This is a genomic window from Nannocystis sp., assembly GCF_016714285.1.
Classification (GTDB): Bacteria; Myxococcota_A; Polyangia; order Nannocystales; family Nannocystaceae; genus Nannocystis.
In genome coordinates this window covers 60844-87442 of record NZ_JADJNN010000009.1, presented here as the reverse complement: position 1 = coordinate 87442, position 26599 = coordinate 60844, and the positions used below count along the sequence as shown (strand labels likewise).

Annotated in this window: 22 protein-coding genes; 9 read left to right on the top strand and 13 right to left on the bottom strand. The window is 71.4% G+C overall.

Annotated features, from left to right (window positions below):
* Nucleotides 1-177: 177 nt before the first annotated feature.
* Complete coding sequence (locus IPJ59_RS17050) at nucleotides 178-2103, top strand: aldo/keto reductase (RefSeq protein WP_293272515.1); 1926 nt, start codon at nucleotides 178-180, stop codon at nucleotides 2101-2103.
* A 34-nt stretch (nucleotides 2104-2137) separates the two neighbouring features.
* On the opposite strand, the gene polA is transcribed toward IPJ59_RS17050, so the two are convergent.
* Nucleotides 2138-4807 carry a DNA polymerase I gene (polA, locus tag IPJ59_RS17045; protein WP_293272514.1) on the bottom strand — a complete coding sequence of 890 codons (2670 nt, stop codon included), beginning with the start codon at nucleotides 4805-4807 and terminating at the stop codon, nucleotides 2138-2140.
* Nucleotides 4808-5047: 240 nt separating this feature from the next.
* On the opposite strand from polA, the gene IPJ59_RS17040 reads away from it, so the two are divergent.
* Together IPJ59_RS17040 and IPJ59_RS17035 are read left to right on the top strand one after the other, a co-directional pair.
* On the top strand, nucleotides 5048-5878 hold the full coding sequence (locus IPJ59_RS17040; RefSeq protein ID WP_293272513.1) for an SDR family NAD(P)-dependent oxidoreductase: 831 nt from the start codon (nucleotides 5048-5050) through the stop codon (nucleotides 5876-5878).
* Between the two features lie 5 nt (nucleotides 5879-5883).
* Complete coding sequence (locus IPJ59_RS17035) at nucleotides 5884-7128, top strand: NADH:flavin oxidoreductase (protein ID WP_293272512.1); 1245 nt, start codon at nucleotides 5884-5886, stop codon at nucleotides 7126-7128.
* An 18-nt stretch (nucleotides 7129-7146) separates the two neighbouring features.
* Here IPJ59_RS17035 and IPJ59_RS17030 read toward each other — a convergent pair whose 3' ends face one another.
* Nucleotides 7147-8163, bottom strand: a complete 1017-nt coding sequence (locus IPJ59_RS17030; RefSeq protein ID WP_293272511.1) for an ABC transporter substrate-binding protein — start codon at nucleotides 8161-8163, stop codon at nucleotides 7147-7149.
* Nucleotides 8164-8307: 144 nt separating this feature from the next.
* Between IPJ59_RS17030 and IPJ59_RS17025 the strand changes: the two genes are divergently transcribed.
* Nucleotides 8308-9552, top strand: coding sequence for a porin (locus IPJ59_RS17025; protein WP_293272510.1), 1245 nt, complete (start codon nucleotides 8308-8310; stop codon nucleotides 9550-9552).
* Between the two features lie 61 nt (nucleotides 9553-9613).
* Here IPJ59_RS17025 and dusA read toward each other — a convergent pair whose 3' ends face one another.
* The 4 genes from dusA to IPJ59_RS17005 all read right to left on the bottom strand — a co-directional run bounded on the left by dusA (nucleotide 9614) and on the right by IPJ59_RS17005 (nucleotide 14703).
* Nucleotides 9614-10618, bottom strand: coding sequence for a tRNA dihydrouridine(20/20a) synthase DusA (dusA, locus tag IPJ59_RS17020; RefSeq protein ID WP_293272509.1), 1005 nt, complete (start codon nucleotides 10616-10618; stop codon nucleotides 9614-9616).
* 2 nt (nucleotides 10619-10620) lie between these two features.
* Entirely contained in the window at nucleotides 10621-11838 is a 1218-nt protein-coding gene (locus IPJ59_RS17015; protein WP_293272508.1) for a succinylglutamate desuccinylase/aspartoacylase family protein, read from the bottom strand.
* Nucleotides 11822-13747 carry a CBS domain-containing protein gene (locus IPJ59_RS17010; RefSeq protein ID WP_293272507.1) on the bottom strand — a complete coding sequence of 642 codons (1926 nt, stop codon included), beginning with the start codon at nucleotides 13745-13747 and terminating at the stop codon, nucleotides 11822-11824. Before IPJ59_RS17010 ends, IPJ59_RS17015 begins: the two co-directional genes overlap by 17 nt.
* A gap of 107 nt (nucleotides 13748-13854) precedes the next feature.
* Complete coding sequence (locus IPJ59_RS17005; protein WP_293263107.1) at nucleotides 13855-14703, bottom strand: alpha/beta fold hydrolase; 849 nt, start codon at nucleotides 14701-14703, stop codon at nucleotides 13855-13857.
* Nucleotides 14704-14863: 160 nt separating this feature from the next.
* On the opposite strand from IPJ59_RS17005, the gene IPJ59_RS17000 reads away from it, so the two are divergent.
* Together IPJ59_RS17000 and IPJ59_RS16995 are read left to right on the top strand one after the other, a co-directional pair.
* Nucleotides 14864-16177 carry a class I SAM-dependent methyltransferase gene (locus IPJ59_RS17000; protein WP_293272506.1) on the top strand — a complete coding sequence of 438 codons (1314 nt, stop codon included), beginning with the start codon at nucleotides 14864-14866 and terminating at the stop codon, nucleotides 16175-16177.
* A complete protein-coding gene (locus IPJ59_RS16995; protein WP_293263103.1) occupies nucleotides 16174-16932 on the top strand; it encodes a glutamate racemase in 759 nt (252 codons plus the stop codon). The genes IPJ59_RS17000 and IPJ59_RS16995 overlap by 4 nt, the downstream gene beginning before the upstream one ends.
* 71 nt (nucleotides 16933-17003) lie before the next feature.
* Here IPJ59_RS16995 and IPJ59_RS16990 read toward each other — a convergent pair whose 3' ends face one another.
* The 3 genes from IPJ59_RS16990 to IPJ59_RS16980 all read right to left on the bottom strand — a co-directional run bounded on the left by IPJ59_RS16990 (nucleotide 17004) and on the right by IPJ59_RS16980 (nucleotide 20180).
* Nucleotides 17004-17504: a hypothetical protein gene (locus tag IPJ59_RS16990; RefSeq protein WP_293272505.1), complete on the bottom strand. Its 501-nt coding sequence runs from the start codon at nucleotides 17502-17504 to the stop codon at nucleotides 17004-17006.
* A gap of 126 nt (nucleotides 17505-17630) precedes the next feature.
* The gene (locus tag IPJ59_RS16985) at nucleotides 17631-17957 is read right to left on the bottom strand and encodes an MGMT family protein (RefSeq protein ID WP_293263099.1); all 327 of its coding nucleotides are present in this window, start codon (nucleotides 17955-17957) and stop codon (nucleotides 17631-17633) included.
* A 129-nt stretch (nucleotides 17958-18086) separates the two neighbouring features.
* Nucleotides 18087-20180: an AgmX/PglI C-terminal domain-containing protein gene (locus IPJ59_RS16980; protein ID WP_293263097.1), complete on the bottom strand. Its 2094-nt coding sequence runs from the start codon at nucleotides 20178-20180 to the stop codon at nucleotides 18087-18089.
* A 166-nt stretch (nucleotides 20181-20346) separates the two neighbouring features.
* Between IPJ59_RS16980 and IPJ59_RS16975 the strand changes: the two genes are divergently transcribed.
* Nucleotides 20347-21300 carry an endonuclease/exonuclease/phosphatase family protein gene (locus IPJ59_RS16975; protein WP_293272504.1) on the top strand — a complete coding sequence of 318 codons (954 nt, stop codon included), beginning with the start codon at nucleotides 20347-20349 and terminating at the stop codon, nucleotides 21298-21300.
* Between the two features lie 24 nt (nucleotides 21301-21324).
* On the opposite strand, the gene IPJ59_RS16970 is transcribed toward IPJ59_RS16975, so the two are convergent.
* The 4 genes from IPJ59_RS16970 to IPJ59_RS16955 form a co-directional block, all read right to left on the bottom strand.
* Nucleotides 21325-21657, bottom strand: coding sequence for an FKBP-type peptidyl-prolyl cis-trans isomerase (locus IPJ59_RS16970; RefSeq protein WP_293272503.1), 333 nt, complete (start codon nucleotides 21655-21657; stop codon nucleotides 21325-21327).
* A complete protein-coding gene (locus IPJ59_RS16965) occupies nucleotides 21654-21806 on the bottom strand; it encodes a hypothetical protein (RefSeq protein WP_293272502.1) in 153 nt (50 codons plus the stop codon). Before IPJ59_RS16965 ends, IPJ59_RS16970 begins: the two co-directional genes overlap by 4 nt.
* Nucleotides 21807-21860: 54 nt before the next feature.
* Entirely contained in the window at nucleotides 21861-22808 is a 948-nt protein-coding gene (locus IPJ59_RS16960) for a ribulose phosphate epimerase (RefSeq protein ID WP_293272501.1), read from the bottom strand.
* Nucleotides 22809-22901: 93 nt separating this feature from the next.
* Complete coding sequence (locus IPJ59_RS16955) at nucleotides 22902-23324, bottom strand: hypothetical protein (protein WP_293272500.1); 423 nt, start codon at nucleotides 23322-23324, stop codon at nucleotides 22902-22904.
* Nucleotides 23325-23545: 221 nt separating this feature from the next.
* Here IPJ59_RS16955 and lexA point away from each other — a divergent pair, with 221 nt between their 5' ends.
* Together lexA and tolA are read left to right on the top strand one after the other, a co-directional pair.
* A complete protein-coding gene (gene lexA / locus IPJ59_RS16950; RefSeq protein ID WP_293263085.1) occupies nucleotides 23546-24175 on the top strand; it encodes a transcriptional repressor LexA in 630 nt (209 codons plus the stop codon).
* Between the two features lie 140 nt (nucleotides 24176-24315).
* A complete protein-coding gene (gene tolA / locus IPJ59_RS16945) occupies nucleotides 24316-26550 on the top strand; it encodes a cell envelope integrity protein TolA (RefSeq protein WP_293272499.1) in 2235 nt (744 codons plus the stop codon).
* Nucleotides 26551-26599 lie beyond the last annotated feature (49 nt).

Below are 26599 nucleotides of genomic sequence, written 5' to 3'. Positions count from 1 at the left end.
CGGTCCCCGGGCTGTCCGCGAGCGATGGCGTGCCAGCGCACCATTGGTCGCGCGAACGCGCGGATCATGCGAGCAATCGCGAGAATCGACGGTGCTACGGTACTGCCGGTGATGGCCGGGCCGGAGGGTGACCGACGGGAGTTGCACCGGGCCCGCAGACGTGGCTACCTCGGGCCCGTGAACGCGACGTCCTCTGACCACGGTGTCCTCGGCAAGCTCGACCTGCCGCTCGGCCTCGGCGTGCTTCGTCTCTCGACCGAGGGCCGCCCGTCCGAGGCGGACGCGATCGCGGTCCTTCATTTCGCCCTCGATCAGGGCATCCGGCTGCTCGACACCGCGGATTCATACGCGCTCGACGACCGCGACCTGCACTACGGTGAGCGCCTCGTCCGCCACGCGCTCGATACATGGCACGGCCCGCGCGCCGAGGTCCGCGTGATCACCAAGGCCGGCCTGGCGCGCCCGAAGGGGCGCTGGGTCCCGAACGGTCGCCGCGAGCACCTGCGCAAGACGGTGGAGGGCAGCCTCGCGGCGCTCGGCGTGGAGCGGATCTTCATGCTCCTGCTGCACGCGAATGACCCGAAGACGCCGCTCGAGGAGAGCCTCGGGGCGCTCGCCGAGCTGCAGAAGGAGGGGAAGATCGAGCACCTCGGGCTGTGCAACACCTCGATCGCCGAGCTGCGCCAGGCCGAGCGGCACTTCCCCGTGCGGGCGATCCAGAACGAGCTCAGCGTCATCGATCGCAGCAGCGGCGTCGCGGGTCTGGTGGCGCTGGCCCGCCAGCTCGGCGTTCCATTCCTCGCGCACCGACCGCTCGGCGGACACGCGAAGACGGGCAATCTCCTGAAGAACCGGGCGGTCAAGCCGATCGCAGCGCGGCACGGCGTCACGCCGCATGAGGCGGCTCTGGCGGCGCTGCTCGACCTCGGTGCCCCGGTGATTCCGCTGTTCGGTGCGACCCGGCGGGCGAGCGTCGAATCCAGCCTGCGTGCGCTCAAGGTGCCCTTCGATGCGCGCGACCGGGCCGAGCTGGCGACCAAGATCTCGTTCGCGCCGACGCCCGATGCTCTGGCCGCGACGGCTCCGCCGCTGACACCCGCCGGGCTGCCCGGGCTCGCGCCGGGCGCGGGCCCCGGGGACGACCCCGAGGTGGTGGTAATGATGGGCATCCAGGGGGCGGGCAAATCGTCGGAGGTCGCCCGCTACCTCGAACGCGGGTATGCCCGCCTCAACCGCGATGTCCTGGGCGGCGAGCTGGAGGAGCTGATCCCGCGGCTCGCGGAGCTGCTCGCGGCTAGGCAGCGGCGGGTGGTCCTCGACAATACCTACGCGACCCGGGCGTCGCGCTATTCGCTGATTCGGACGGCGCACGCGCACGGCGTGCCGGTGCGCTGTCGCTACCTGGCGACCCCGATCGACGAGGCCTACGCCAACGTCGTCCTGCGGATCCTCGAGCGCTACGGGCGACTGCTCGGGCCCGAGGAGCTCAAGGAGCTCGCCAAGGACGACCCGAACCTGCCGCCGCCGGCGGCGATGGCCCGCTTCGCGGCCAGCTTCGAGGCGCCGCACGTCGACGAGGGATTCTCGGTGGTCGAGGAGGTCCCGTTCGTCCGCCGCGTCGCGCCGCAGTTCACGGGCAAGGGCCTGCTCCTCGACGTCGACGGTACGCTGCGCAAGACGAAGAGCGGCGAGATCTTCCCGCGCAGCGCCGAGGACGTCGAGCTCCTGCCGGGTCGCCGCGAGTTGCTGCAGCGCTTCGTCGACGAGGGATATCAGCTGTTCCTGGTGTCCAACCAGAGCGGCGTCGCCTCGGGGACGCTGAGCAAGGAGGCCGCCGAGGCCGGCTTCGCGCGGACGATCGATCTGCTGGGGCTACCGGTCGCCGAGGTCGCATATTGTCCACATCCCGCGTTCCCGGTCGGGTGCTTCTGCCGCAAGCCGCTGCCCGGGCTCGGCGTGGCGTTGATGCAGCGGCATCGACTCGCGCGCGAGCACCTGATCATGGTCGGCGACATGGACAGCGATCGGGACTTCGCGCGCGCGCTCGGGGCGAGGTACTTCGACGCCGAGGAGTTCTTCGCGGTGAAGCGCCCGGCGGGGTGACCCGCGTCCGGCCTGGCTCGCAGCCCTGGGCCAGCTAATGTGCGTCGCCCCAGCTGCGGCCGACGCCGATGCTCACCTCGAGCGGAACGTCGAGCGGATGGGGCCGCTCCATCACGGCGCGGACGAGGGCGCTGGTGGCCGCGACCTCGGCCTCGGGCACCTCGAACACGAGCTCGTCGTGGACCTGCAGCAGCATGCGCGCGTGGGGGGCGACGGCGGGCAATCCGCGGTCGATCTGCAGCATCGCCAGCTTGCACAGATCGGCCGCGGAGCCCTGGATCGGCGTGTTGGTGGCGATGCGCTCGCCCGCCGCACGATCGCTGTCGTTGCGCATGGACAACTCGGGGATAGTTCGCCGGCGTCCGAGCAGCGTGGTCACATAGCCGTCCTCATGGGCCCTCGCTATTGTGCGGCCCTGCCAGCGACGGACCCCGCTGTAGTATTCGAAGTACCGCTCGATGTAGCTCTGCGCGTCCTTGCGGGCGACCCCGAGGATCTGCCCGAGAGCGGTCGCCCCCTGGCCGTAGATCGTAGCGAAGTTCACGGTCTTGCCGACGTTGCGCTGCTCCCGAGTCACCGCCTCGGGCGCGACCTGAAACAGCAAGCTCGCGGTGCGGCGGTGGAGATCGAGCTTGTCGCGGAACGCCTCGAGGAGCCGCTGGTCCTGGCTGAAGTGCGCCAGCACCCGCAGCTCGATCTGACTCCAGTCGGCCGACACGAGCAGCATCCCCTCCGGCGCGACGAAGGCCCGGCGGATGCGCCGGCCCTCGGGGGTCCGCGTCGGCGTGCGCTGGAGGTCGGGGTCGGTGGAGATCAGTCGGCCCGAGACGCCGGTGGTCTGCTGGAAGCTGGCGTGGATGCGCCCCGTCTCGGGGGCGATGGCGTCGCGCAGGACGTCGGTGTACGTGTTGATGAGCTTGGCGAGCTCGCGTTGGGCGAGGATCTGCGCGGCGATCTCGTGCTTGGTGGCGAGTCGCTCGAGCACCTCCGCGTCGGTCGAATAGCCGGTCTTGATCTTCTTCACGACCGGGAGCTTCAGCTTCTCGAACAGGATCTCGGCGAGCTGCTTGGTCGAGCCGATGTTGAATTCCTGGCCCGCAAGCGCGTAGATCCGCTGCTCGATCTCCGCCTTGCGGATTCGGAACTCCTCGCCCATCCGCGCCAGGTCGTCGCGGTCGACGCGGATGCCGGCGAGCTCCATCCGCGCGAGCACCCAGGAGAGCGGATGCTCGACCTGCTCCCAGTGCGCCAGCTGGCCCGCCTCGGTCAAGCGTCGCCGCAGCACCGGCGCGAGCGCGAGGACCACGTCGGCGAGCTGGCACGCGTACCGGGCCGCGGCGGCGATCTCCACGGCGCCGGGCGAGCGCGTCGACTGCCCGCTCCCGAGCAGTGACTTCGCCGCGGGGATCGAACGCTGCACATATTCCCGGGCGACCTGGTCGAGCGTGTGTGGGATACACTTGACTGGATCGACGAGGAAGGACGCGATCATCGTGTCGACGAGCACGCCGCGGAGGGCGAGCCCGTGGCGCGAGCAGAGGATCTCCAGCTGCTTCACGTCGTGCACGAACTTGGGGCGGTGCTCGTCGGCCAGCAGCTCGCGCAGGAGCTCGATCGCGGGGTCACCGAGCGGCGTGGTGACCCCGCGAAAGGCGAGGTAGAGCGGTCGGCGACCCTCGCTGGCGATCGCTACGCCAACCAGATGCGCGTGGTGGACCCGCGTCGGCGGCTCGAACAGCGGCACGATCGCCACCCCCTGCCCGGCCGGCAGCGCCGTGATCGCCGCGTGGGCAGCCGCCATCGTCGCGGGGACCTCGACCTCGATGTCGGGCGCGTCGCCCAGCTTCGCCGCGCCGCCGCCGCTCAGCAATGAGTAGAACTCGAGCTCACGGTAGAGCGCGTCCTGCTGCTGCGGGTCCGGGGGCGTCAAGCGCAGCTCGTCGAGGCTCACGTCGATGTCGGCGGCCACGTCCACGGTCGCAAGCTCGCGGTACAGCTTTGCGGCCTCGGCGTGCTGCTCGAGCGCGGCCTTCTGCTTGCCCTTGAGCTCGCCGACGTGGGCCAGCACGCCGTCGAGCGAGCCGTACTTCTCGAGCAGGGCCGCGGCCCCCTTCTCGCCGATGCCAGGGACCCCGGGGATGTTGTCGGCGGCGTCGCCCATGAGCGCGAGCAGGTCGGGGATGCGGGCCGGCGGCACGCCCCACTTCTTGCGCACCAGCTCGGCGTCGTAGCTGACGTCGCGCATGGTGTCGAGCATGCGCACGTGCTCGCCGACCATCTGCGCGAGGTCCTTGTCACCGGCGACGATCACGACCTCGAGCCCCGCGTCGGCGCCGCGCCGGGCCAGCGTGGCGATGATGTCGTCGGCCTCGTAGCCCGGCCTGCGCAGCACCGGGAAGTGGTTCACCGCGACCAGGCGATCGATCGTGGCGAGCTGTCGCGCGAGCTCCACGGGCATCGCCGGTCGCTGCGCCTTGTAGGCCGGAAAGCGCAGCTCACGGTGGGTCGCCGCCGGTGAATCGAACACCACGGCCCCGCGCTCCGGCATGCGACCGGCGAAGAGCTTGCGGAACATCGTGGCAAACCCGAAGATCGCGTTCGTCGGCAGGCCGCCCTTGGTCGCCAGGTTCGCGGGGATCGCAAAGAACGCCCGGTATACGAGCCATGAACCGTCGACCAGGACGAGCCGCTCCGCCTTCGCCATGCCCGGCATCATAGGCTCGATGCGCGTTCGCGCGCGAGCCCGATCACGCCTTCCGAGCCAGAGCCCGGCAATTCATGGGATATCGGCGTACTTTACGGACAGGTTGGATATCGTCACCATCGGCCAGGCCACGCACATTCTCGCTTCCCGATCGATCGCAGATTGTCCGCGGACGCGATTGTCCAGTCGCCCGGGCCCGGGGGCCATCCTCGGCCCGCGCAGATCGGCTAGAGTCGCCGCGTGACCGCGCCGCTGGCCGCCGCCGAGCCCAACCGCCTCGCCCTCGTGACCGGCGCCTGCTCGGGCATCGGCCGGGCGCTCGCCGAGGGGCTCGCCGCCCGCGGTCACCCGCTGGTCCTCGTCAGCGAGCGGCCGGCCGCGCTCGCCGAGGCCGCCGCGGCGATCCGCGAGGCCCACGGCGTGCCGGTGCAGATCGTCGCCCTCGACCTCGCCAGACCGGAGGCCGCCGCCGAGCTCCACGCCGCGGTCCGCGAGCTCGGGCTCGAGGTCGACATCCTCGTCAACAACGCCGGCTTCTTCTTCTTCGGCGAGACGGTCGACGCCGACCCGGCGCGGGCCAGCGCGATGCTGCAGCTCCACGTCGTCACCCCCTCGCTGCTTTGCACCCACTTCGGCCGCGACATGCGGGCCCGCGGCCGCGGGCACATCCTCCTGGTCGCCAGCATCTCGGCCTGGCGCGACTTCCCCGGGATCAACTATTACGGGAGCAGCAAGAAGTACCTCCGCGGCTTCGCCCGGGCGCTGCGCTGCGAGCTCGGGGTCCACGGCGTCAATGTCACCTGTCTCGCCCCGGGCGCCACCGCGACCGCGCTCTATAGCGGCACCTCCGTGCCCGTCGAACGCGCGCGCCGCCTCGGGGTCATGATGGACGCCGAGGTCGTGGCCGAGGCTGGCCTCACCGCGATGTTCGCCCGGCGGGCCGAACACATCCCCGGTCGCCTCACCCGCGCCATGACCCTCGCGGCCGTGCTCACGCCGCAGTGGGTCATCGACCTGCTGCGACGCCACGGCCCGTGGCTCCGGCGCCGGGTCGACCCGCCACGATCGTAGAACCGATGACCAGCCCCTTCGCCCCGTTTCAGCTCGCCGGCCTCGGCCTGCGCAACCGCATCGTCAAGGCCGCCACCTTCGAGGGCATGAGCCACGCCGGCGAGGTCACGCCGGCGCTGGTCCGCCACCACCGCGACATCGCGGCCGGCGGCGTCGCCATGACCACCGTGGCCTACTGCGCCGTGGCCCCCGATGGCCGCACCTTCCGCGACCAGCTGCACATGCGCCCCGCCCTCGTGCCCGGGCTGCGCGGCCTCACCGACGCCGTCCACCGTGAGGGGGCCGCGGCCGCCCTCCAGCTCGGCCACTGCGGCTTCTTCTGCAACAACCCCGAGCTGACGCGCCGGCGCCCCTTCGGTCCGTCGCGCGCCCTCAACCTGCTCGGGGCATTGAGTGGACGCCCGCTCGCCGACGCCATGACCGCCGATGACATCGACGAGGTCACGCAGCAATTCGTGAGCGCCGCCCGGCTCGCGCGCGAGGCCGGCTTCGACGCGGTCGAGCTCCACCTCGGCCACGGTTATCTGCTCAGTCAATTCCTCAGCCCCGCGACCAACCGCCGCCGCGACCAGTACGGCGGGTCTGCGAGCGCCCGCGCGAGCTTCCCGCTGGCCGTCGTCGAGCGCGTGCGGGACGCCCTGCCGCCCGGGTTCCCGGTGCTGGCGAAGGTCAACCTGCGCGACGGCTTCCGCGGCGGCTTCGAGCTGGCGGACAGCGTGCAGCTGGCAGGCTGGCTCGCGGCCCGCGGCGCCGACGCGCTGGTGCTCTCCGGCGGCTTCGTCAGCCGCGACGCGTTCTACCTGTTCCGCGGTGAGCGACCACTGCGCGCCATGATCGCCGCCGAGCGCAGCGTCCCGCAGAAGCTGGCGCTGGCGTTGTTCGGCCCGCTGGTGATCCGTGCCCACCCCTTCGAGCCGATGTACTTCCTGCCGCTCGCCCGCGAGGTCCGCAAGGCCGTGACGATCCCGCTGGTCCTGCTCGGCGGGATCACGGCCCTCGAACACCTCCACACCGCGCGGCGCGAGGGCTTCGAGCTGATGGCGATGGCCCGCGCCCTCATCCACGATCCGGCGCTCATCGCCCGTTACCAGGCCGGCGAGGCGAGCACCAGCGGCTGTATCCCGTGCAACCGCTGCGTCGCCGAGATGGACCGCCCCGGCGGGGTCCGCTGCGCCCGCGTCGCGGTCGAGCTCCCGGCGAGAACGCCCGAAGATCAGGCAATTGATCGGCCACCTGGGCGCGCCCCGTAGGGCATCCCCTGTGCGAGCTCAGGGCTGGAGCTTGTGCAGGAGGGTCGGGTCGTACAGGCGGCTCAGATCGAGGCCCTCGAGCTTGAGCAAGCCGAGCGCCTCGGCATCGGCGGCGCACTTCGCCAGCGAGGCCATGTGCGGGTCGGTGGTGAAGCCGAGGCTGGGGAAGGCGCGGTCGATCACCGCCTGGCCGATCGGCTTGCCGGTGAGCTGTTCGATCGCCGCGTTGACCTGCGTGCGCGCCGGGCCGGGGTTGTCCTGCAGCCACTTCGTCGCCGCGAGGTGGCCGCGCAGCAGCGCCAAGGCGCGCTCCGGGTGCTGCTGCAGGAACTCGCTGCGGACCAGCAACACGGTGGTCGTGTACTGCTTGCCCGGCCACAGGTCGCGCTCGTCGACCAGGACCTTGCCGCCGCCCTCGAGCACCAGGCGCGAGGCCCACGGCTCGGGGACCCAGGCGCCGGCCAGCTTGCCATCGCGGAAGCGCTCGAGGGTCTGGGCGTTCTCCTGCGGGACCACGCTGACGTCGCCGCCGCCGGCAGTGTCAGTGGCGAGGCCCTGGCTCGCGAGCCAGGTGCGGAGGGCGACGTCCTGGGTACCGCCGAGCTGCGGCGAGGCGAGCTGCTGGCCGCGCAGGTCGGCGGGGCTGGTGATATCGGGGCGCACGACCAGGAAAGCGCCGCCCGAGGTGGCGCCAGCGACGATGCGCACGGCCTCGCCGCGCGAGCGGACGAACGCGTTGATCGCCGGGTTGGGGCCGATGTAGCTGGCGTCGAGCGAGCCCGAGAGCAGCGCCTCGATCGCGGCGGGGCCGGCGTTGAAGGTGAAGGTCTCGAGCTTCGTGGCCCCGAGCTCGCGGGCGAAGGTCCCATCCTGCACGCCGACCAGCGCGGCGGCGTGGGTGATGTTCGGGAAGTAGCCGAGCCGCAGCACGGGCTCGCCGCTGGCTCCTCCGCAGGCGCCAAGGACCGGGCCAACAACCGGGCCAGCGACCAGGGCAGCGAGCAGCGCGGCGGACATCCGGCGACGCGAGAGCATGACGGCCGTATACCATACTGGAAATTGCGTCGCCAGAACGAAGCTTGTCGGCCCATGGATGCCACGCCAGGGCCGTGATCTGTGAAGTCGCGCGCACAGCTTCTGTTATTGAAGAGTGGATTCCATATCGATAGACTCCCGCCGGTGCCGGGCCCGACGCTGCTGCTCCTCACCCTGCTCGCGCCAGCGAGCGCGGACGCGGACAAGCCGGCGAGCTTCGGCCTGCCGCGCGACGAGCGGACGCGCCTGGGCGAGGCGCCAGCGGACGGCGAGAAGGCCCGCTTCGTGCCCGGCAAGGGGCTCGAGTTTCGCAGCAAGGACGGCCGCTTCGCGCTGGCGACGAGCCTGCGCTTCGGCTTCATGTACAGCTACAAGCGCGACCCGGCGCTGGCCGACGACAACCACCACAACTTCGAGATCCGCCGCTTCCGCATGGTGCTTGGCGGCAACCTGTTCGGCGCGAAGAACAAGTACTTCCTGCAGCTGGCCTTCGCGCCGCGCGAGCTGGACCTGCGGGACGGGGTGGTCCACGGCACGCCGGTCTACGACGCGTACCTGCAGTTCGAGCAGCTGCGCGACCTGACCGTGCGGATCGGCCAGTACCGGGTGATGTACACGCGCGAGCGCAACATCGCCGACGTGAACCCGCTGCTCATCGACCGCTCGCTGGCCAACAGCGAGTTCAACGTCGACCGCGACATCGGCCTCGACATCCGCTCGGACGACCTCGGGGGCATCAAGAAGCTGCGCTACTACGCCGGCGTGTTCCTCGGCGAGGGCCGCGACTACCAGAAGGCCACGGACGCGGGCTTCATGTACGTCGGCCGCTTCGACGCGCTGCCGCTCGGGCTGTTCGACGACTACGACGCCTCGGACCTGTGGCGCCTGCAGAAATTCCGCCTCAGCTTCGGCGTCGCCTACGCGTACAACGACCGGGCGAAGAAGGACAAGGGGGTGCTCGGCGCGGCGCCGGCCGACGGCGGCAGCACCAACTATCACAACGCGACCACCGACCTGATGCTCAAGTACGCGGGGTGGTCGCTCGAGGCCGCGTACCTGTGGCGGCAGGGCCAGCGCAACCCGGGCTCCGCGGTCGACGAGGACGGCGTGAAGATCGCCCCGGTGGCGGCCCGCAACGGGCACGGCTGGCTGGTCCAGACGGCGCTGCTGATCCCGCGCACGCGGCTCGAGCCGGCGATCCGCTACAGCGGCTACCGCGGCCAGGGCGTGACCAGCATGCCCGACAAGGATGAGCTCGGCGGCGGCCTCAACTACTACTTCTTCGGCCACAACCTGAAGCTGCAGGTCGACTACTTCAGGAGCTTCACACCGGGCGCGCTGAACACGGGCGCCGACCTGCTGCGCCTGCAGATCCAGGCGGCGCTGTGATCGACGCGGCGATCACGAGTGATCGACCGGCGATCACGCGGGGCACGGTCAGGACGGCCCGTCACGAGGCGCGGGCCGACTGGGCCCGCTGCACGGCCGCGACGGCGCGGGCCATGATCTCCGTGGCGCTGCCCGAAGCCTGGGGGCCCGTGAGCAGTCGGCGGAATTCGCGGGCGCCGGGCTGACCCGTGAACAGGCCGAGGACGTGGCGGGCGAGGCCAGAGAAGCGGGCCCGCGGCGCGCCGGCGAGGAAGCGGGCCGCGTACTCGCCGTAGCGCAGGGCGACCTCGAAGCGGTCGGGGACCGGGCGCGGGTCGGCGAAGAAGCGGCGGTCGACGTCGGCGAACACGAAGGGGTCGTCGTAGGCGGCGCGGCCGATCATGACGGCGTCGACGCGTTCGAGCTGCGCGGCGGCCTCGTCGAGGCTGCGGATGCCGCCGTTGATCTCGATCGTGAGGCCGGGCAGCTCGGCCTTGAGGCGGTGCACCTCGGGATAGCGCAGCGGGGGGATCGTCCGGTTCTCGCGCGGGCTGAGGCCGCCGAGCACGGCCTTGCGCGCGTGCACGGTGAAGCGGTCGCAGCCGGCGGCGGCGACGATGTCGACGAAGCGGCGCAGGTGCTCGTAGCTGTCCTGGTCGTCGACGCCGATGCGATGCTTGACGGTGACCGGGAGAGCGACGGCGGCGCGCATCGCCGCCACGCACTCGGCGACGCGCTCGGGCTGGAGCATCAGGCAGGCGCCGAAGTTGCCGCTGGCGACGCGCTCGCTCGGGCAGCCGACGTTGAGGTTGAGCTCGTCGTAGCCCATGTCGGCGGCGATGCGGGCGCACTCGGCGAGCATGCGTGGGTCGTCGCCGCCGAGTTGGAGCGCGACCGGAGCCTCGACCTCGCGGACGAAGCCGAGGATGTAGTCGCGGTCGCCGTGGAGGACGGCGTGGCTGGTGACCATCTCGCTGTAGAGCAGGGCGTGACGCGAGATCTGGCGCATCAACCACCGGAAGTGGCGGTCGGTGCAGTCCATCATCGGCGCCACGCTCAGCGGACGCAGCTGGCCGCGGGCTGGCATCGTCAGCTCCGTCCGCCCGCGCGGGCGGCCATGGTCGCGAGCTCGGGTCGGCGCTGCAGCGGGCCGCCGGGGACGCGGCGCGAGAACACCAATTGCTCGCCCTGGCTGCGCACGTGGCGGTAGCCGAACAGGTGGAACACGTCGACGACGTGGCTGCGAGCGACCCGCGGATCGGCGATGAATTGATCGGGGCGCTCGGGGTCGCGGCGGATGCCGGGCAGGAGCGGGACGACGCGGTCGAGGTGGAGCCGGCGCAGGGCGGCCGAGACCTGCAACGCGAACGGCGAGACGGCGCCGGCGATGAAGTAGCCGTCGTCGCCCTGACCCTGGTAGCGCGGCAACATCATGAAGCCGCCGATCGGCGCGTGGACCGGTCCGCGCTGGTCGTGGGCGACGATCTGGCCGCGGCGGATCGGCTGGAAATTGGCGAAGCCGGGGAGCATCACGAAGGGCTCGCGCTCGGGTCGGACGACGTGACGGTGGCGGATCTCCGCGATCGCCGGGATGCCCGCGTCGACCAGCCCGGCCAGCTGCGCCCGGCGTTCGCCGAGGTCGGGCAGATGCTGCGGGTCGAGGGCGCCAGCGGCGACGAGCATCAGCCACACCGCCGACTCGTGGCTGTCGATCGTGCGCGGGTCCGTGTGCTGGCCGCCCTCGACGGCGACGCCGATGTGGCCGAGGTCGCACAGGTAGCCCAGCAGCGAGCCGTCGATGACCTCCTCGAGGCCGAGCACGACCGGGATCGGCAGGGCGCGGGCGATCTTTCGGTTGCGCAGGACGTCGGCCATGCACGAGAAGGGCGCGGCCGGGCCCGAGGTGCTGTGCAGGTCGAAGAAGACGATCGCTTCGCGGGCCTGGTCGAGCAGCGGGGCGAGGATACCCAGCAGCTCCAGCTGCTCGCTATCCTCGATCGCCGCCTCGGGGCCGTTGGCGACAATGCGGGCGATGTCCTCGCGGATCCACCGGCGGTTGAGGTCGCGATCGAGGTAGCGGCGGTTCACCGCCAGGGCGCGCAGGTTGCCGGCCAGGCCCCACAGCTCGCCGCGCAGCGGCAGGGCGTCGCGCGCCAGCCGACGCAGCACCCGCAGCATCGCCTCGCAGCCGGCCGGCTCGTTGCCGTGCACGCCGCCGGTGACGACGATCGTCGGGCCCGGTCGGCCGGTGCTGTGGCGCCCGAGGACGCGTGTGTAGCGTGCGGGGCTGTCAGGGCTGGACGTCACGGAGGTAACTCTCGAGGAGTTTAGACGACACCTCGATGAGGTCGGCCTCCGTGATCACGCCGATGAGCTTGTCGCCCTCGACGACCGGGAGACATGACACACGGCGCTCCCGCATGAGCTTCATGACCTCGAGGGTGGGCATCTCGGGGCCGATGGTGAGCGGGTTTTTGACCATCAGCGCCTCGACCGTGGGGTGCTCGCCGATGCCGCTGCGGGTGCCGCGGGCGACCAGGCGCACCAGCGCCCGGTGCGAGAGCAGGCCGACCAGGCGGCCGGACTCGTCCTCGACCAGCAGGTGGCGGATCTTCTTCCAGTCCATGATGTTGGCCGCGAGGTCGACGATGTCGTGCGGCTGGACAGTGAACAGGTCGGTCGACATGAACTGGCCGGCGGTCTGATAGCTGTCGCGCCAGTTGCCCGGCGAGGCCTCGAGCTTGGCGTTCTCCCAGGTGTGCACCGGGGCGCCGGTCTTCTGGTTGGCGAGCATCGCCGTCGACAGGGTGCGGTAGCGGATGTCGGCGGTGCCCTGCTCGCCCATGTCGTGCAGGCTCGAGAGCATCCACTGGGCGCCGGTCTTGCCCGACTTGACCCGCTCCTCGAGGCAGCCGATGTAGCGGTCGATGTCGTCGCTGTCGACGTTGACGAACTTGAGGCCGGCGCGGGCGCGCGGGAGCAGCTCGCTGAGGAGCAGGTCCTGGGCCGAGGTGGTCTTGCCGCCGGCCCAGGTCATCTGGGCCTTGATGCCGTCGCGGGCGGCGTTGAAGAAGTTGGTGCGCGCCGCCTCGAACTCCATGGTCTGCTCGATGCGCCGCGGCTCCTCGGCGAGGTTGGCCATCATGCCGAAGAAGAACGCCGCGTTGGCGACCTCGTCGAGCACGGTGGGGCCAGAGGGGAGGACGCGGTTCTCGATGCGGAGGTGGGCCTTGTTCTCGTCCCAGCCGTAGCAGGCGCGGTTCCAGCGGTACACGGTGCCGTTGTGCATGCGCAGCGCGGACAGCTTGGGGATGCCGCCGCGGGCGATGACCTCGCGGGGGTTCTCATCGAAGGTGTTGGCGATGAGGATGCGGAAGCGGGCGATGTCCTCGCGGAAGATCTCGAGCACGCTCTCGCGGATCCATCCGTCGCCGAAGTGCACGCGGGGCCGGGCGCCGCGCTCACCACGGCCGGTCGGGCGGGTGTCGACCGAGCGCTCGAACAGGGCGATGCGGGTCTCGTGCCAAAGGCGGTGCTTGAGCAGCACCGGCGAGTTGACGGCGGCCGCCAGCAGCGGGCCGGTGATCGCCTGGGCCAGGTTGTAGAACTTGGCGAACTCCTCCGGGCTGACCTGGAAGTGGACCTGGAAGCTCGTGTTGCACGACTCGAGCATCACGTTGTCGTGGGTCGTCTCGAAGTCCTCGATGCCGCGGATCAGCACGTGGAAGTCGCCGCCGCGCAGGCGCCGGAGCGTGCGGTTCAACTCGAGGTAGCGCGGCTTCGGGGTCATGTTGTCGAGGCCGAGGTCGCCGCGGCGCAGGGTCGGCAGGATGCCGGTCAGCAGCACGTCGGCGCCGCAGGCCCGGGCGCCGTCGCGGGCCATGCCGATCAGCTCGTTGAGCTCGTCCTCCATGCGCCGCAGGCACGAGCTGTTGAACACCTGCGGGCTGAGGTTGGCCTCGAGGTTGAAGCGGGCCAGCTCGGTGGTGAAGCGCGGGTCGGTGAGGCGCTCGAGCACGTCGGTGACGACCGAGGCGGGGCGCAGGCTGCGGTCGACCAGGAACATCTCCTGCTCGGCGCCGACGCGGCGCACGCCGCTCTCGAAGCGGTCCGTCTCGAGCAGGGCCTCGAGCGCGACCACGTCGTCGAGCAGGGCCTTCATGAAATTGCGGAGGTGTTCGTCGTCGACCGTCGTGGAGATGTTTTGTTCGCCCATGGGGGTCAGCGGGGCGTCCTGGCCCCGATCCGCGCGCAATGTACTGCGACCGGCGCAGGGGACAAAGCGACTTGCTTTCGCGGCCCCGAGCGCGAACGCCGCGAGCCTCAGCCGCGGAGGAATGGCAGCACGAGGGCGGCGACGCCAGCTGGGTCGTCGAGGTGGACGTGGTGCCCGCCGGGGTGCCGCACGAGCTGCAGGTCCGTGATGTGGCTGACGCGGTCCTCGAGGTACTTCGCGTCGATCGGCATGCCCGGCTCGGCGCGGAGGAGCAGCGTCGGGCAGGCGATCGCTCGGAGGAAGGCCACGACCTGCGGCTCGGTCAGGCGGATCCGCGAGGGTAGCCGCAGGCGCGGGTCGGCCCGCCAGTCCCAGCGCCCGGGGCGGAGCTCGTGGAGGCCGCGGCCGAGCAGCACCCGCGCCGACTCGATCTGCATCTGCGTGGCCTCGGCGAGCCGGCGGGCGACCAGCTCGGGGTCGGCGTAGCCGGGACGTTCGCCGCCGGGGCGCACCGCGAGCTCGGCCGCGAGGGCCTCGGCCAGGCGCTCGGGCGCGCGCGCCTCGAGGTCGCTGAGTGGGCCGAGGCCCTCGAGCAGCACCAGTCGGCGCACGCGATCGGGCCAGGTGCCGGCGAGCAGGGCGGCCACGCCGGCGCCGAGCGAGTGGCCCATGAGGTTGAAGGTCCGCCACCCGAGCGCCTCGGCGACGGCGCCGAGGTCGGCGACGTAGTCGATGAAGGTGTAGGCCGCGCCGACGCGGCGACCGGACAGGCCGTGGCCGGCGAGGTCGAGGGCGACGACGCGGCAGCCGGGCAGCAGCGGCGCGAGGTTGTCGTAGGTGGCGGCGTTGTCGAGCCAGCCGTGCAGGGCGAGCACGGGGATGCCGTCCTCGGGCCCGTGGACGCGGGCGGCCAGCGACAGGCCGGAGATCTCGATCGTGCGCTCGACGACGGACATGCCGCGGTTTTGGCCGATCTGCCGCGGCGACGCAATGCGAACGCGGCGGTGTGCGTACACCGATGCGCCGCGCGGCGACGGGGTCTGGGCAGGCGCGCCGCGCTCGCGCATGCTGCTCGCGACCAGGGGCGACCGGGGACGCAGCGGACGTGAGGTGACCTTGAGTGAGGCGAGCGAAGCGATCTGGATCGGGTACACGACCCGTTACCGTGAGGGCGGCGCGAAGTTCGAGCGGGCCGCCATCACCCTCGCTGCCGACAAGCAGCGCCAATTCCCGGGGCTGACGGTGCGCTGCGAGTGCGTCGAGTCGAAGGCGGAGTTCGTGGCCGCGATGCGGCGCCTCGCCGACGACGGCCTGGCGCTGCGCGAGCTGCACTTGATCGTTCACAGCGGCATGTACGGGCCGATGTTCGGCAGCGTCGCGTGGCCGGAGCAGTTCAGTCCGCACGAGTGGCGGACCATGCAGCTGCCCTTTGGGACAGGTGGCTCGGCGTTCTTCCACGCGTGCCGCTCGGCGCGGTGGTTCGCGCCGTTCTTCGCCCGCAGCTTCGGGGTGCCGGCGCACGGCTACCACTGGTACACGACGGTGTCGGCGGCGCCGGACCGCTTCCGCTGGGACCGCCTGGTCGGGCCGACGGCGCCGCTCTACATCTTCGGCATGGCGGGTCGCAAGTCGCACGGGGTGCCGGGCTCCGTGCGCAAGTACCTCGGGCTGTCGCGGCCGGAGCCGCTGCAGCGCTTCGAGCCGGCGCCGGTCGAGGGCGACGCGAGCTACGACGCGGTCGCCGCGCTGTACGACCGGGTGTTCGCCGACATCCGGGTCCGCGGCGACGAGTGGCGCTGGCTCGACGCGCGGGTGCCCGCGGGCGCGCGGGTGCTCGACGTCGGCTGCGGCAACGGTGCCCTGCTCGACCTGCTCAGCCCGCGGATCGCCAGCGGCGTCGGCGTCGACGCGTCGGCGGGGATGATCGCCCGGGCCCGCGAGCGCGCGGCGGGGCGCAGCAACCTGCGCTTCGCGGTGATCGACGGGCCGCAGCTGCCGCTGCCCGACGCGAGCGTCGACGTCGTGATCTCGCTGCTGTCGTTTCGCTACCTCGACTGGGACCCGATCATGCGGGAGTTCGCGCGGGTGCTGGCGCCGGGCGGGCGGCTGCTGGTGGTCGACATGGTCGCCGCGCCGCTCGGCCTGCGCGAACTGCCGCGGCTGCTGCGGGACAAGGGCCGCCAGCTGGCGCAGCGGGTGCGCCACCGGCGATATCACGGCGAGCTGGCGCGCATGGTCGGCGACCGCCGCTGGCAGGACATGCTGCGCTACAACCCGATCCGGGCGATCCACGAGCTGCGCTGGTACTTCCAGAGCCGGTTCCCGGGCGGCAGTGTGGAGACCTTGAACCTCGGCTGGCACGCGCGGGTGCTGGCCTTCGACACGGGGCCCTTCGAGCGCGGGCGGGTGACGCCGCAGTCGTTCCCATGAGCGTGACGCTCGGCGTGCTCGACTGGGGGATCGGCGGGATCGACTTCCACGCCCGGCTGCGCGCCCGCCACCCGGAGCTGGCGACGATCTACTGGTCGGACAGCGGCTCGCTGCCGTACGGCAAGCTCGGGCGCGAGGCCCTCGCGGCGCGGGTGGGCGCGGTGGCCTCGGCGCTGCGCGAGCGCGGGGCGACTCACCTCGTGATCGCGTGTAACGCGGCCAGCACGGTGCTCGGGCATCCGGCGCTCACGCGCAGCGGCCTGGCGATCTGCGGCGTGATCGCGCCGGCGATCGCGGCGACGCTGGCCGACCCGGCGCGGGTGGTCGGGGTGATCGGCGGGCGCAGGACGATCCGCTCGGGCCTGTATCGGCGGGCGCTGGTGGCCGCTGGACGTCGCGTGCACGCACGGGTCGCCCAGCCGCTCTCGGCGCTGGTGGAGCGCGGCGAGCTGGACACGCCGCGGGTGCACGCCGAGCTCGGTCGCATCCTCGCGCCGCTGCGCCAGGTCGAGGCGCTGGTGCTGGCCTGCACCCACTACACGGCGCTGCTGCCGGCGATCCGCGGGCTGCTGCCGCGGGCGCGGATCATCGACCCGGCGGCGGCGGCTCTGGCTGAGGTCGAGCGCGCCTGGAGTCTCTCGGGACATGTCCGATCGGACATGTTCTTGACGACAGGTGACCCGGAGGCGATGCGGACGGCCGCGCAGCTGGCCTTCGGCGTGCAGCTGCCGGCGGTGCAGCGCGTGGCGTTGTGAGCGACGCGGCTGGCGTCCGCGCGGGAGCTCGTGCGGGCCGGTGCAGCGTGGCGCTGTGAACGACGCGGTCGCTAGCCGGCCGGCTTCTTGGCGAACTTCTCGATGCAGGCGAGCAGGATGTCCGGCACCGCCTTGTTGAGCTCCTCGGGCGCGGCCGCCAGGGCCTTGGCCTGACACGCGGCGGCCTCGATGCTGGCGGTCGAGGTGCAGCTCTCCTTGAGGTCGGCCATCTGCTTGGTCTTCAGCTTGGGCCAGTTCTCCGGGAACCACTTGACCATGAAGCCGTCCATCGCCACGCCGACCTCCTCGCAGGCCTTGTCGAGCTTCTTCGGGAGCTTCTCGGGCAGCACCGTGAGGTCCGCGACCAGCTTGGCCTTCTTCTCGACGGCGTCCTTCGCCGCCTGGGCCTTGGCCTCGCGCTCGAGCGTGTACTTGTTCTTCTCGGGCTCGGCCTTCTTCGCCTCGACCGGCGCGTCCTGCTTCTTGGTCTCGGCTGCCGGGGCTCCCCCGCCGCACGCGACCAACAACAACAGCGCCGTCGCACCCACCGTTCGAACCGTGCCTGGCTTCATCGCGCGGCAGCTTGCCACGCGGGCGCCACCGGCAGCAAGCCGCCCTACCGTGGGGCGCGAGCAGGGTCGCGCGCGGCCTTCTCCAATTGACCGCGAGTCCCTGGCATTCGGACATCGCCGGGGGGATCAGGGCGCGAGGCGCCGCAGGTTGCGGGGCCTCCACTGGAAGCGGTGGAGGTCGACGCGGCCGCGCTCATCGAACTCGACGCCCTCGCCGGAGAGGATGATGCGCTGCCGGCCGCCCGCCGCGGCGCCGAGGCTGAGCTCGCCGCGGGCGTTGAGGACCCGCTGCCACGGCACCGGGCTGCCGGGTGGCAGCGCGTGGAGGGCGTAGCCGACCTGGCGGGCGCGCCCGCCGAGCCCGCTGAGCAGCGCGACCTGGCCGTAGGTCGCCACCCGACCGCGAGGGATCTCGCGGACCACGCGATAGATGGCGGCGTAGTGCGGGTGCATCGGGCCGATTTTCTAGCACCGCGTGCATCTCGGCGGAAGGCCGCGCCGCGGGCTGCACGAGCGCCAGGAGCCCGGCAAGGCCGAGCTCCTGGTTCGCGTGGTTGGAGCGGGCCCGCGTGGGCCCGGGCATCAGCCCGGCTCGAGCACGAACGGGTAGGTCACGATGACGCTGCCGCCGCCCTCGGGCTTGGGGAAGGTCCAGCGGCGGACCGCCTGGGCGATGCAGTTGCCGACCGCGGCGTCCTTCATCGTCGTCTCCTGGACCACCGCCGAGGGCACCTTGCCGGTGCCGCCGATGGTGAACTGCACGGCGACGCGGCCCTTGGCGTTCGGGTCGCGGGCCAGCGCCTGGTTGTAGCAGTAGCGGACCTCGTTGATGTGCGCGCGGACGATGCGGCGGATGATGTCCTTGTCGAGCGCGCCTTGGACCTCGGCCTTGGCCTGACGCACCGTCGGCACGCGGGTGCCACGACCGCCGAAGCCTGCGCCCGCGCCACGGCCGTAGCCCGAGCCCGAACCGCCGCCGCCGCCCTTGCCGATGAGACCGGTGTTGCCGAGGCCGATGGTGCCCTCGCCGGTGCCACCGCCGCCGCGACCCGTGCCGACCAGACCGAGGCCGCCGACGCCGTAGGCCTCGCCGATCTCCGTGCCGGTCAAGCCGCCCCACACGTCCGCGTCGTCGTTGCCGACCGCGAACGCGCCGCCGTACGGCGAGGCGAGGAAGTGGCCGCTCTGCTGCTGCATCACGCCGAGGATGCCGGCCTGACGGGCCGCCATCTCCGGGTCGAAGTTGCGGGCCATCTGCGGGATCGCGTCCTTCGGGCCCTTCATCGCGTAGAGGCCGGACTTGCTCTTCGAGGTGGGCTTGCCCATCTTGCCCTCCTCGCCCTTGTGCCGCTGGCCGGTGCCGCCGGCCTCCTCGTCGGTGTTCTCCTGATCCTCGGGCGGCGGCTCCTCCTCCTCCGGCGGCTTGTCGGGCGCGTTGAGGTAGCCGACGAAGCGGTTCTCCTCGCCCATCTCGTCGAGGCTCAGCTCACCGGCCTCGTTGGGGATCAGGTGCGTGAGCACCAGCAGCGAGCCGATCACCGCGAACGAGGCGCCGTTGTAGAACCAGAACGGCTTGTCCGTGTCGCCGCCGCCCTTGATCACGGCGCCCGGGGCGACCGAGTTCACGAAGAAGGTGACGTCGTTGTACTTGACCCGGCAGTTGGCTCCGGGCGGCAGCGGGAAGGTGTACGACGAGCCCGCCGAGCCGGCGCGGCCCGAGCTCACCAGCTGGCCGAGCGACACGCTCTGGCCGTCGAAGGTCACCTCACCGGTCATGCCCTGCGTGAAGTTCAGCGCGAACTCGTGGTCGCTGCCCCGCACCAGCGGGAACGCGGCGCCGTCGGGCAGGCCCTGCGGCGGCACGTGGAACGACGCGCCGTGCGACTCGCCGATCGTGTAGCTGCGGTTCACGAAGTCGCCGAGGCGGATCAGGCCGAAGCCGAACGGCACCAGGCCCAGCAGCGCGAGGCCGACGCCGAGCCCAGCGAGCCCGTTGCCCGGCTTCTGCGGGCGCACGCCGCCCGACTCGTTCGCCTCGGCCAGCTTGTCCTGGTAGCCCGACCAGTCCTGGCCGACCTCGTTGAGGAACACGCCCGTGCCCGCGATCATCAGCAAGCCGCCGATCGCCAGGAACATCGGCGCCTGCGACTTCTTGTTCTTCAGCTGGCCGACGTGCTGCACATCGAGCACCGTGCTGCCGAACATCGCCACGACCTCGGCGACCCGCGAGCCGTTCTGCACCTCGAACTCGCTGGCGTCGATCTGGATCGGCGCGCGGTTCATCATCGGCGCGGCGGCGGCGGCGGCCATCGGCGCAGCGGCCATCGGCGCGGCGATCGGCGCGGCGTGGACCGGCGCCGCGACGGCGGCCTGGCGCACGAAGCCGATCTCGAGGCGGTACGGCCCGAAGTTCAGCACGTCGCCGTCGTTCAGCACCGCGTTCTTGTCGACCCGCCCGCCGTTCAGCGTCGTGCCGGTCGCGCTGCCGAGGTCGATGACTCGGACCTCGTCGCCCGAGACCTCGATCACCGCGTGCATGCGGGCGACGGCCTCGTCATCGAGACAGACGTGGCTGCTCTTCAACTTGCCGATCTTGATGACGTCCTGGGAGAGGGTCTGGGTGTCGACGAGCTGGTCGCCGTAAAAAACCTTGATTGCGAGGGTCTTGGTGGACATGGGTCGGGTCCTCTGGCCTGTTACGGGGGCACAGACAGCGGCCCCTGGCCGGGGTTCCCGGCGGCCTGGCGGTTCTCGATCTTCGTCCGTGCGCCGACGCACGGCCAATTCGCGCCTGTACGTGGCGGGGGCCGTGGGCCGCAACTGGCCGGTGTAGGCTGGCGCCGTGTTCCTCGACCGCGTCCTGGTCCCGCTCTGCGTCGTCCTGGTGGTCGGCGGCGGCATCGGGCTCGGGCTCGGCCTGCTCGGGGCCTTCGCCTGGTGGCTCGACCTGTTCGCGCACTTCCGGGTCCAGTACGCGGGCGCGCTGCTGCTGGCGCTGCTGCTGGCGGGGCTGTGTCGCCGTGGGTCGCTGGCCGCGGTCGCGGGCCTCCTCTTGATCGCCGAGCTCGCGCTGCTCGCCCCGTATGCTGTCCCCGAGGACAGGCCCAGCGTGGGCCCGCCGCTGCGCCTGGCGCACCTGAACCTGCTGACGAGCAATCGCCAGCACGACGCGGTGCTGGCGTGGATCGCCAGCAGCGACGCCGACCTCGTGTTGTTGCAGGAGGTCGACCCGCGCTGGGCCGCCGTCCTCGCGACCGCGCCGGGCTATCGGGTGATCGCCAGCGTGCCGCGCAATGACAACTTCGGCCTGGCCGCGCTGCTGCGCGAGGGCGCCGCGCCCGAGCTGCTGGCCAGCGAGCGGCTGATCTTCGCTGACCTGCCCGCGCTCGCGCTGCGCCTGCGCCACGACGGCCGCGAGCTTGCGCTGCTCAGCATGCACACGCTGCCGCCGGTGTCGCGGGCGTACGCCGAGACCCGCGACGCGCAGCTGGTCGGCGCCGCCCGCTGGGCCGCGGCGGAGCTCGAGGCCGGGCGCGCGCCGGTGCTGCTCGGCGACCTCAACGCGACGCCCTTCAGCGCCGGCGTGGCGCCGCTGCGCAGCGCGGGGCTACGCGACTCGCTGCTGGCCGGTGGGCTGCTGTCGGCCGGAAGCTGGCCCGACTTGCCCGGGCCGCTGCGGATCGCCATCGACCACTGCTGGCACGACCCACGCCTGGTCACCGTGGCGCGGCGCGTGGGTCCGGCGCTGGGCTCGGACCACCGGCCGCTGGAGGTCCTGCTCGCGTGGTCGAAGTGACATGTCCCGAAGGACATGTACAGGTCAACCATCGAGCGCGAGCAGCTCGACCTCGAAGCGCAGCGTCGCGTTGCGGGGGATGACGCCGGGGCGGCCGCGGCGGCCGTAGGCGAGCTTCGCGGGGACCGTCAGGCGGCGCAGGCCGCCGACCTGCATGCCGACCAGGCCATCGTCCCAGCCGAGGATCACCTCGGCCGCGCCGAGGCGGAAGCGAAGCGGCTTGCCGCGCTCGTGCGAGCTGTCGAAGCGGGTGCCGTCCGCGAGCCAGCCGCTGTAGTGGACGACGAGCTGCTGGCCGGGGCGCGCCGCGGGGCCCATGCCCGGCCGGAGATCCTCGATGTGCAGCTCGTCGCTCACGAGTCCGCGGCCTTGTCAGCGCCGGCCGCGACCGCGTCGTCGCCGTCGTCGGGGTCCTGCAGGCCGACGCGCTGCTTCACGAATTTGTAGATGTCGGCCCCGAGCTTGAGGCCGAAGCCGGTGATGATCGCCTGGACGAGGATGCGCATGGCGCAAGCCTAGCAGGCCTGCGCCACGCCGCCGCGGCCATGTGCGCGCCCGTGCTAACCGGGGACCACGCACACGCCGACGTTCTCGAAGCCGGGCGGGGCCATGCCCATGACGAAGAAGGCGACGCAGTCCTCGCCCTCGTTGCACGGCGCGTTGCCGCCGTCGACCGGACAGTAGGGGGTGCAGCAGCCGCTGTCGGCGGCGCACATCGAGAGCGAGGCCGGGTTGGCGCAGAACGAGCCCTTCTGGCACTGATTGATATAGCTGCAGGGGTCGCCGGGGGCGCCCTCGCCGGGCATGGCGCTCTCCTTGAAGCAGACGAAGGCGTCGCCGGCGGAGTTGTAACAGGCCTGTCCTTCGGGACAGTCCTGGATCAGCGGGTCGCAGTCGACCAGGCAGATCGGCAGCGAGCCTTCGTTGTAGACCACGCACTTGGCCCCGGTCTTGGGGCACTGGTCGTTGGTGTCGCAGAACTCGACGCAGGCGCCGCCCTTGCCCTCGTCGTCGGTGAGCAGGCAGATGAGGCCGATGTCACAGTTGTCGAGGCCGGTGTACTTGCCGTCGACGATGTCGCAGGGGTCGCCGACCTGGCTGTCGCCCATGACGGGCACGCACTTGTTGATGCCCCAGGGTTCGCCCTCCTTGGGGGAGACGGCGGTGCACTTCTCGTCCGCCTTGCAGTCCTGCTGCTTGGGGTCGCACTCGCTGACGGCGCCGCCGCCGTCGGGGGTCACGATGAAGGTGGTGACGACCTCGGTCGTGCTCGGGCTGCTGGGGTCGACGGTCGGGTCGGAGCCGGGGCCCTCGGTCGCGCTGGCGCTGGCGGATTCGGTCGCGGAGGTGGGGCCATTGCTGGTCGCGCCGGAGGTCTCGCCGGCCGACTCGGTGGCGCTGGCGGACTCGGTCGCGCTGTCGGAGGTCGCGCTGTCGGCGGGCGGCTTGTCGCCGCAGGCTGCGAGCAGGAGGGCGAGCGAGGTGGTCCAGAGCGATCCGAAGCGCATATATGTGTTCCTCTGAGCGGACCGTAACAAAATTCGCGGCGCACCGCTCGCGCGATGAAACTTGCTGGCGAGCTCGTGGGTCGCCCGGCGGGTCTAGAGCCCGAGGCGCTCGAGCGCGACACAGGTCGCGTGCAGATCGCTGCGCACTGACTCCGGCGTCGCCGGGTCGACGGCCGCGGCCGTCAGCTCGCCCAGCAGCGGCCGCCAGCGGAGACCGGCCCGCTCGTCGAGGACCACCGCGGCTGGCGTGAGGGCCTCGGCCTCGTCGCGCAGCGCGGCCGCCTCGGCGGCGGTGAACCGCGGCAGCTGCTGCGGCCCGACCGACGGCTGCGGCACCCGGGCCACGAGACCCGCGGCCCACGCCTGCGGTGGAGCGTCCGCGGCGATCGACTGCAGCAGCACCGCGACGACCACACCGAGCACGGCCGAGGCGAGCAGCGAGGGCCACTGCTGCCAGCGCGAGCGCGGCAGCTGGCGCCGCTGTCCGCTGCGTCGCTCGCCGCTGGAGGGTGCCACCGCCAGGCCAGGAGCGCGGCGATCCTGCCTACCCGAACGACGTTCCAGAGGGGTCTGCGGTTGCATGCGCACAGACAGGGTCGCCGGCCGATGGCCGCGACGCAAATTTTGGGCGCCAGGTGGGTCGGCGAGGCGGTGCAAAAGCTTGACCTGCGCAAATGTTTGTATACACCCGTTCAGTGTCGAAGAGCGCATTCGACGCGAACCAGGAGGTACCTGCCGTGAAGCCCAGCCTGACCCACCGCCAACAACAAGCGCTCGACTTCATCAGCAGCTGTCTGGATGAGCACGGCTACCCGCCCACGCTGCGAGAGATCGGCGAGCACATGGGCATCAAGTCGACCAACGGGGTCAACGACCACCTGAAGGCGCTCGAGCGCAAGGGCTATCTGGTGCGCGAGGAGCTCAAGAGCCGCGCGCTGCGCCCGGTCGACGCGCCGGAGAGCGCGCGCAAGATCGAGGTGCCGATCCTCGGCCGGGTGGCTGCGGGTCAGCCGATCCTCGCCGAGGAGAACGTGATCGACCGGGTCAACGTCGACCGCTTCTTCCTCGGCTCCTACCCATCGCGTGAGGTCTTCGGCCTCGTGGTCAGCGGCGAGAGCATGATCGAGGACGGCATCTTCGACGGCGACTACCTGTTCGTCCGCCGCCAGTCGACCGCCGAGCGCGGGGAGATCGTGGTCGCCATGATCGAGGGCGAGGCCACCTGCAAGCGCTACTACCTCGAAGGCGAGAAGATCCGGCTTCAACCGGCCAACGGCGCGATGGAGCCGATCTTCGTCCATCGCAACGACAGCCGCAGCTTCGACATCCTCGGCAAGGTCGTCGGCGTCTACCGCAACCTGCACTGATGTGACGTGACGTGACGTGACTGGCTGACTCCGAGAGCGTGGCCTCGCTCGCAGATCGGCGCGGCCGCCAGCGCGTTCGCCGCTGAGGTGCGAGCGAGCCCAACAGGCCCCGACGGGGGAGTTCCGCTACAGTGATGCCCGTGCGGCCCCGCCGACCCAGCCCGAGTGAGCCCGATGGGCCGGTCTCGCTGCGCGCACGTCGGCGGCCGAGCCCGCTGGTGCTGCTGGCCTGCCTGCTGGTTTCGGTCGGTCTGAACTACGGGAGCCTGTGGGCCAGCCTGGTCCTGTTCGCCAGCGGCGAGCGGCCGGTCCCGCTGGCGCAGCAGAAGGTGTGTGTGAACGGACAGACCCGCGGCCTGCGGCTCGTCGACGCCGCGCTGAGCGGCGATCCCATGCAGCTGCTGACCGGCGTGCAGCAGGTCGTGGTCGACGGCGAGTGTGAGCCAGTGCCGGTGATCGTCGCGCTCGTCGACGATCCGCCGCCCGAGCGCGACCCGCTGGCCGAGCTGCTCGCGCCCGAGCCGGTGCCCGAGAAGGACAAGCCGCGGCCGAAGAAGAAGGACCGGGAGAAAGAGAAAGAGCTCCCCCCCGAGCCCGAGCCCGAGAAGCCGCCCGAGCCCGAGCAACCCAAGCCCGAGCCCGAGCCCGAGCCCGAGCCGCAGCAGGAGAAGATCGACTTCGAGTTGCAGCAGCTGAAGATGGTCGAGCAGATGGAGGACCAGGACGAGAAGGAGGCGCCGAGCGACGCCCACTACCTGTCCAACATCAACCGCGACGTCACCGAGGAGACGCGCTCGGAGATCTCGAACCTGCACAAGGACGCCGACAAGGCCAAGGCGGCGCAGCAGGAGCCGAGCAAGGACCCCGAGAAGGGCCACGCCGACGAGAACAAGATCGCCGAGCTCAAGGAGCAGAAGAGCCAGCTGGCGCAGCAGGCCCCCAAGGTCAAGGTCAGCCCGGTCGAGCAGCGGCCGGAGCAGAACGACCCGAAGCCGAAGTCGCTGCTGTCGATGCGCGACCTGCCCAAGCGCGAGCACTCGGCCGAGATGCTGAAGAACGAGGCCCAGGCGAGCGAGGCGACCAGCGGCGAGCTGGCGCCCGACCGCATGGCCAAGTCCGCGGTCCAGCCGCAGCCGCGCAATCAGGCCGGGGCGACGCCGACGAAGGACGCGGCGCTGAAGTTCCGGCTGTCGAAGAACGACCTCGACGCGATGTTCGGCCGCGACGTGGCGGCGCAGAAGGCGATCATCAGCCAGCGCGAGTCGAAGAAGAAGGGCATCTGGGAGGAGCAGCGCGAGCGCTACCAGTCGCCGCTGGAGAACATGGTCCCCGAGGTGCGCACCGGCAACCAGACGGCGCTGCGCTCGCGCAAGCACCCGTTCGCGCAGTTCATCGCGACCATGCACCGAACGATCCACGACAAGTGGGCCTACAACTTCCTCGAGCAGCTCGACACGATGGGCCGCGGTCACGCGCTCAACAAGCCGGACCTGTGGACCCGCGTGGAGATCGTGCTGCTGGGTGATGGCACGATCGACAAGGTCCGCACGGTCCGCTACTCGGGCAACATGCAGTTCGACAACGCGGCCCGCGAGGTCGTGTTCAACTCGGCGCCCTACCCCACCCCGCCCAAGGAGATCCTGAGCCCGAACGGCAAGGTGTACATCCACTGGGCCTTCCACCGCGACGAGCGGGCCTGCGGCACCTTCGGCGCCGAGCCCTTCATCCTCGACAACGCTGGCAACGGCGAGCGCCCGGACCCCAACCGCGCCGTGCGTCCGGCCAGCTCCGAGTCCGAGGCGCTGGCCAGTCGTCGCCTGTCGCGTCAGCTCGGCCCGGCCACCCCCGGCCCGCAGGGACCCGCGCCGCCGCCCGCGAGCGCGGGAGAGCATGAGGGACACAACCACGGACCCGGCGAGGGGCACGCGGGCGGCGGGGGTGCTGGTGGCGGGGGTGCTGGTGGCGGGGGTGGTGGTGGCGGTGCTGCTGCTGGCGAGGGCGAGTACACGACCACGGCCGACCCGGCCGCGGGCAAGGCCGCGGAGACGTGGCTGAGATCGTTCGCGGAGGGCGACGCGGCGAAGCTGGCGAGCCGCTCGAGCCTGCCGTTTTATGTCGGGGAGCAGATCGTCGCCCGTACACGCGACGAATTGACGGGCGTGCTCAGCTCGATGATCAGCGAAGCTGGCGGCAAGCCCGGAGCGGTGACAGTGCACACGGCTGGCGGCCTGCGCAAGCTGTTCGGCAGCGTGCCCAGCGGCGTGATGGAGGGCCTCGGTCGTAACTACGCGGTCACCAAGGTCGGCGGCGAGACCTTCATCCTGCTGCTCGAGAAACACTTCGGCAGCTGGAAGGTCGTCGGCGTCGCCCGCTGACGCCGACGGGAGTCCTCGTGGCGGCGGGGCTTCGGTCCCGTGGATGCCC

Coding starts and splice junctions, on each gene's coding strand:
- polA (WP_293272514.1), bottom strand. CDS start 4,807: ATGGCGAAGGCGGAGCGGCTCGTCCTGGTCGACGGTTCATGGCTCGTA.
- IPJ59_RS17035 (WP_293272512.1), top strand. CDS start 5,884: ATGACCAGCCCCTTCGCCCCGTTTCAGCTCGCCGGCCTCGGCCTGCGC.
- IPJ59_RS17030 (WP_293272511.1), bottom strand. CDS start 8,163: ATGCTCTCGCGTCGCCGGATGTCCGCCGCGCTGCTCGCTGCCCTGGTC.
- dusA (WP_293272509.1), bottom strand. CDS start 10,618: ATGCCAGCCCGCGGCCAGCTGCGTCCGCTGAGCGTGGCGCCGATGATG.
- IPJ59_RS17010 (WP_293272507.1), bottom strand. CDS start 13,747: ATGGGCGAACAAAACATCTCCACGACGGTCGACGACGAACACCTCCGC.
- IPJ59_RS17005 (WP_293263107.1), bottom strand. CDS start 14,703: ATGTCCGTCGTCGAGCGCACGATCGAGATCTCCGGCCTGTCGCTGGCC.
- IPJ59_RS16995 (WP_293263103.1), top strand. CDS start 16,174: ATGAGCGTGACGCTCGGCGTGCTCGACTGGGGGATCGGCGGGATCGAC.
- IPJ59_RS16990 (WP_293272505.1), bottom strand. CDS start 17,504: ATGAAGCCAGGCACGGTTCGAACGGTGGGTGCGACGGCGCTGTTGTTG.
- IPJ59_RS16985 (WP_293263099.1), bottom strand. CDS start 17,957: ATGCACCCGCACTACGCCGCCATCTATCGCGTGGTCCGCGAGATCCCT.
- IPJ59_RS16980 (WP_293263097.1), bottom strand. CDS start 20,180: ATGTCCACCAAGACCCTCGCAATCAAGGTTTTTTACGGCGACCAGCTC.
- IPJ59_RS16965 (WP_293272502.1), bottom strand. CDS start 21,806: ATGCGCATCCTCGTCCAGGCGATCATCACCGGCTTCGGCCTCAAGCTC.
- IPJ59_RS16960 (WP_293272501.1), bottom strand. CDS start 22,808: ATGCGCTTCGGATCGCTCTGGACCACCTCGCTCGCCCTCCTGCTCGCA.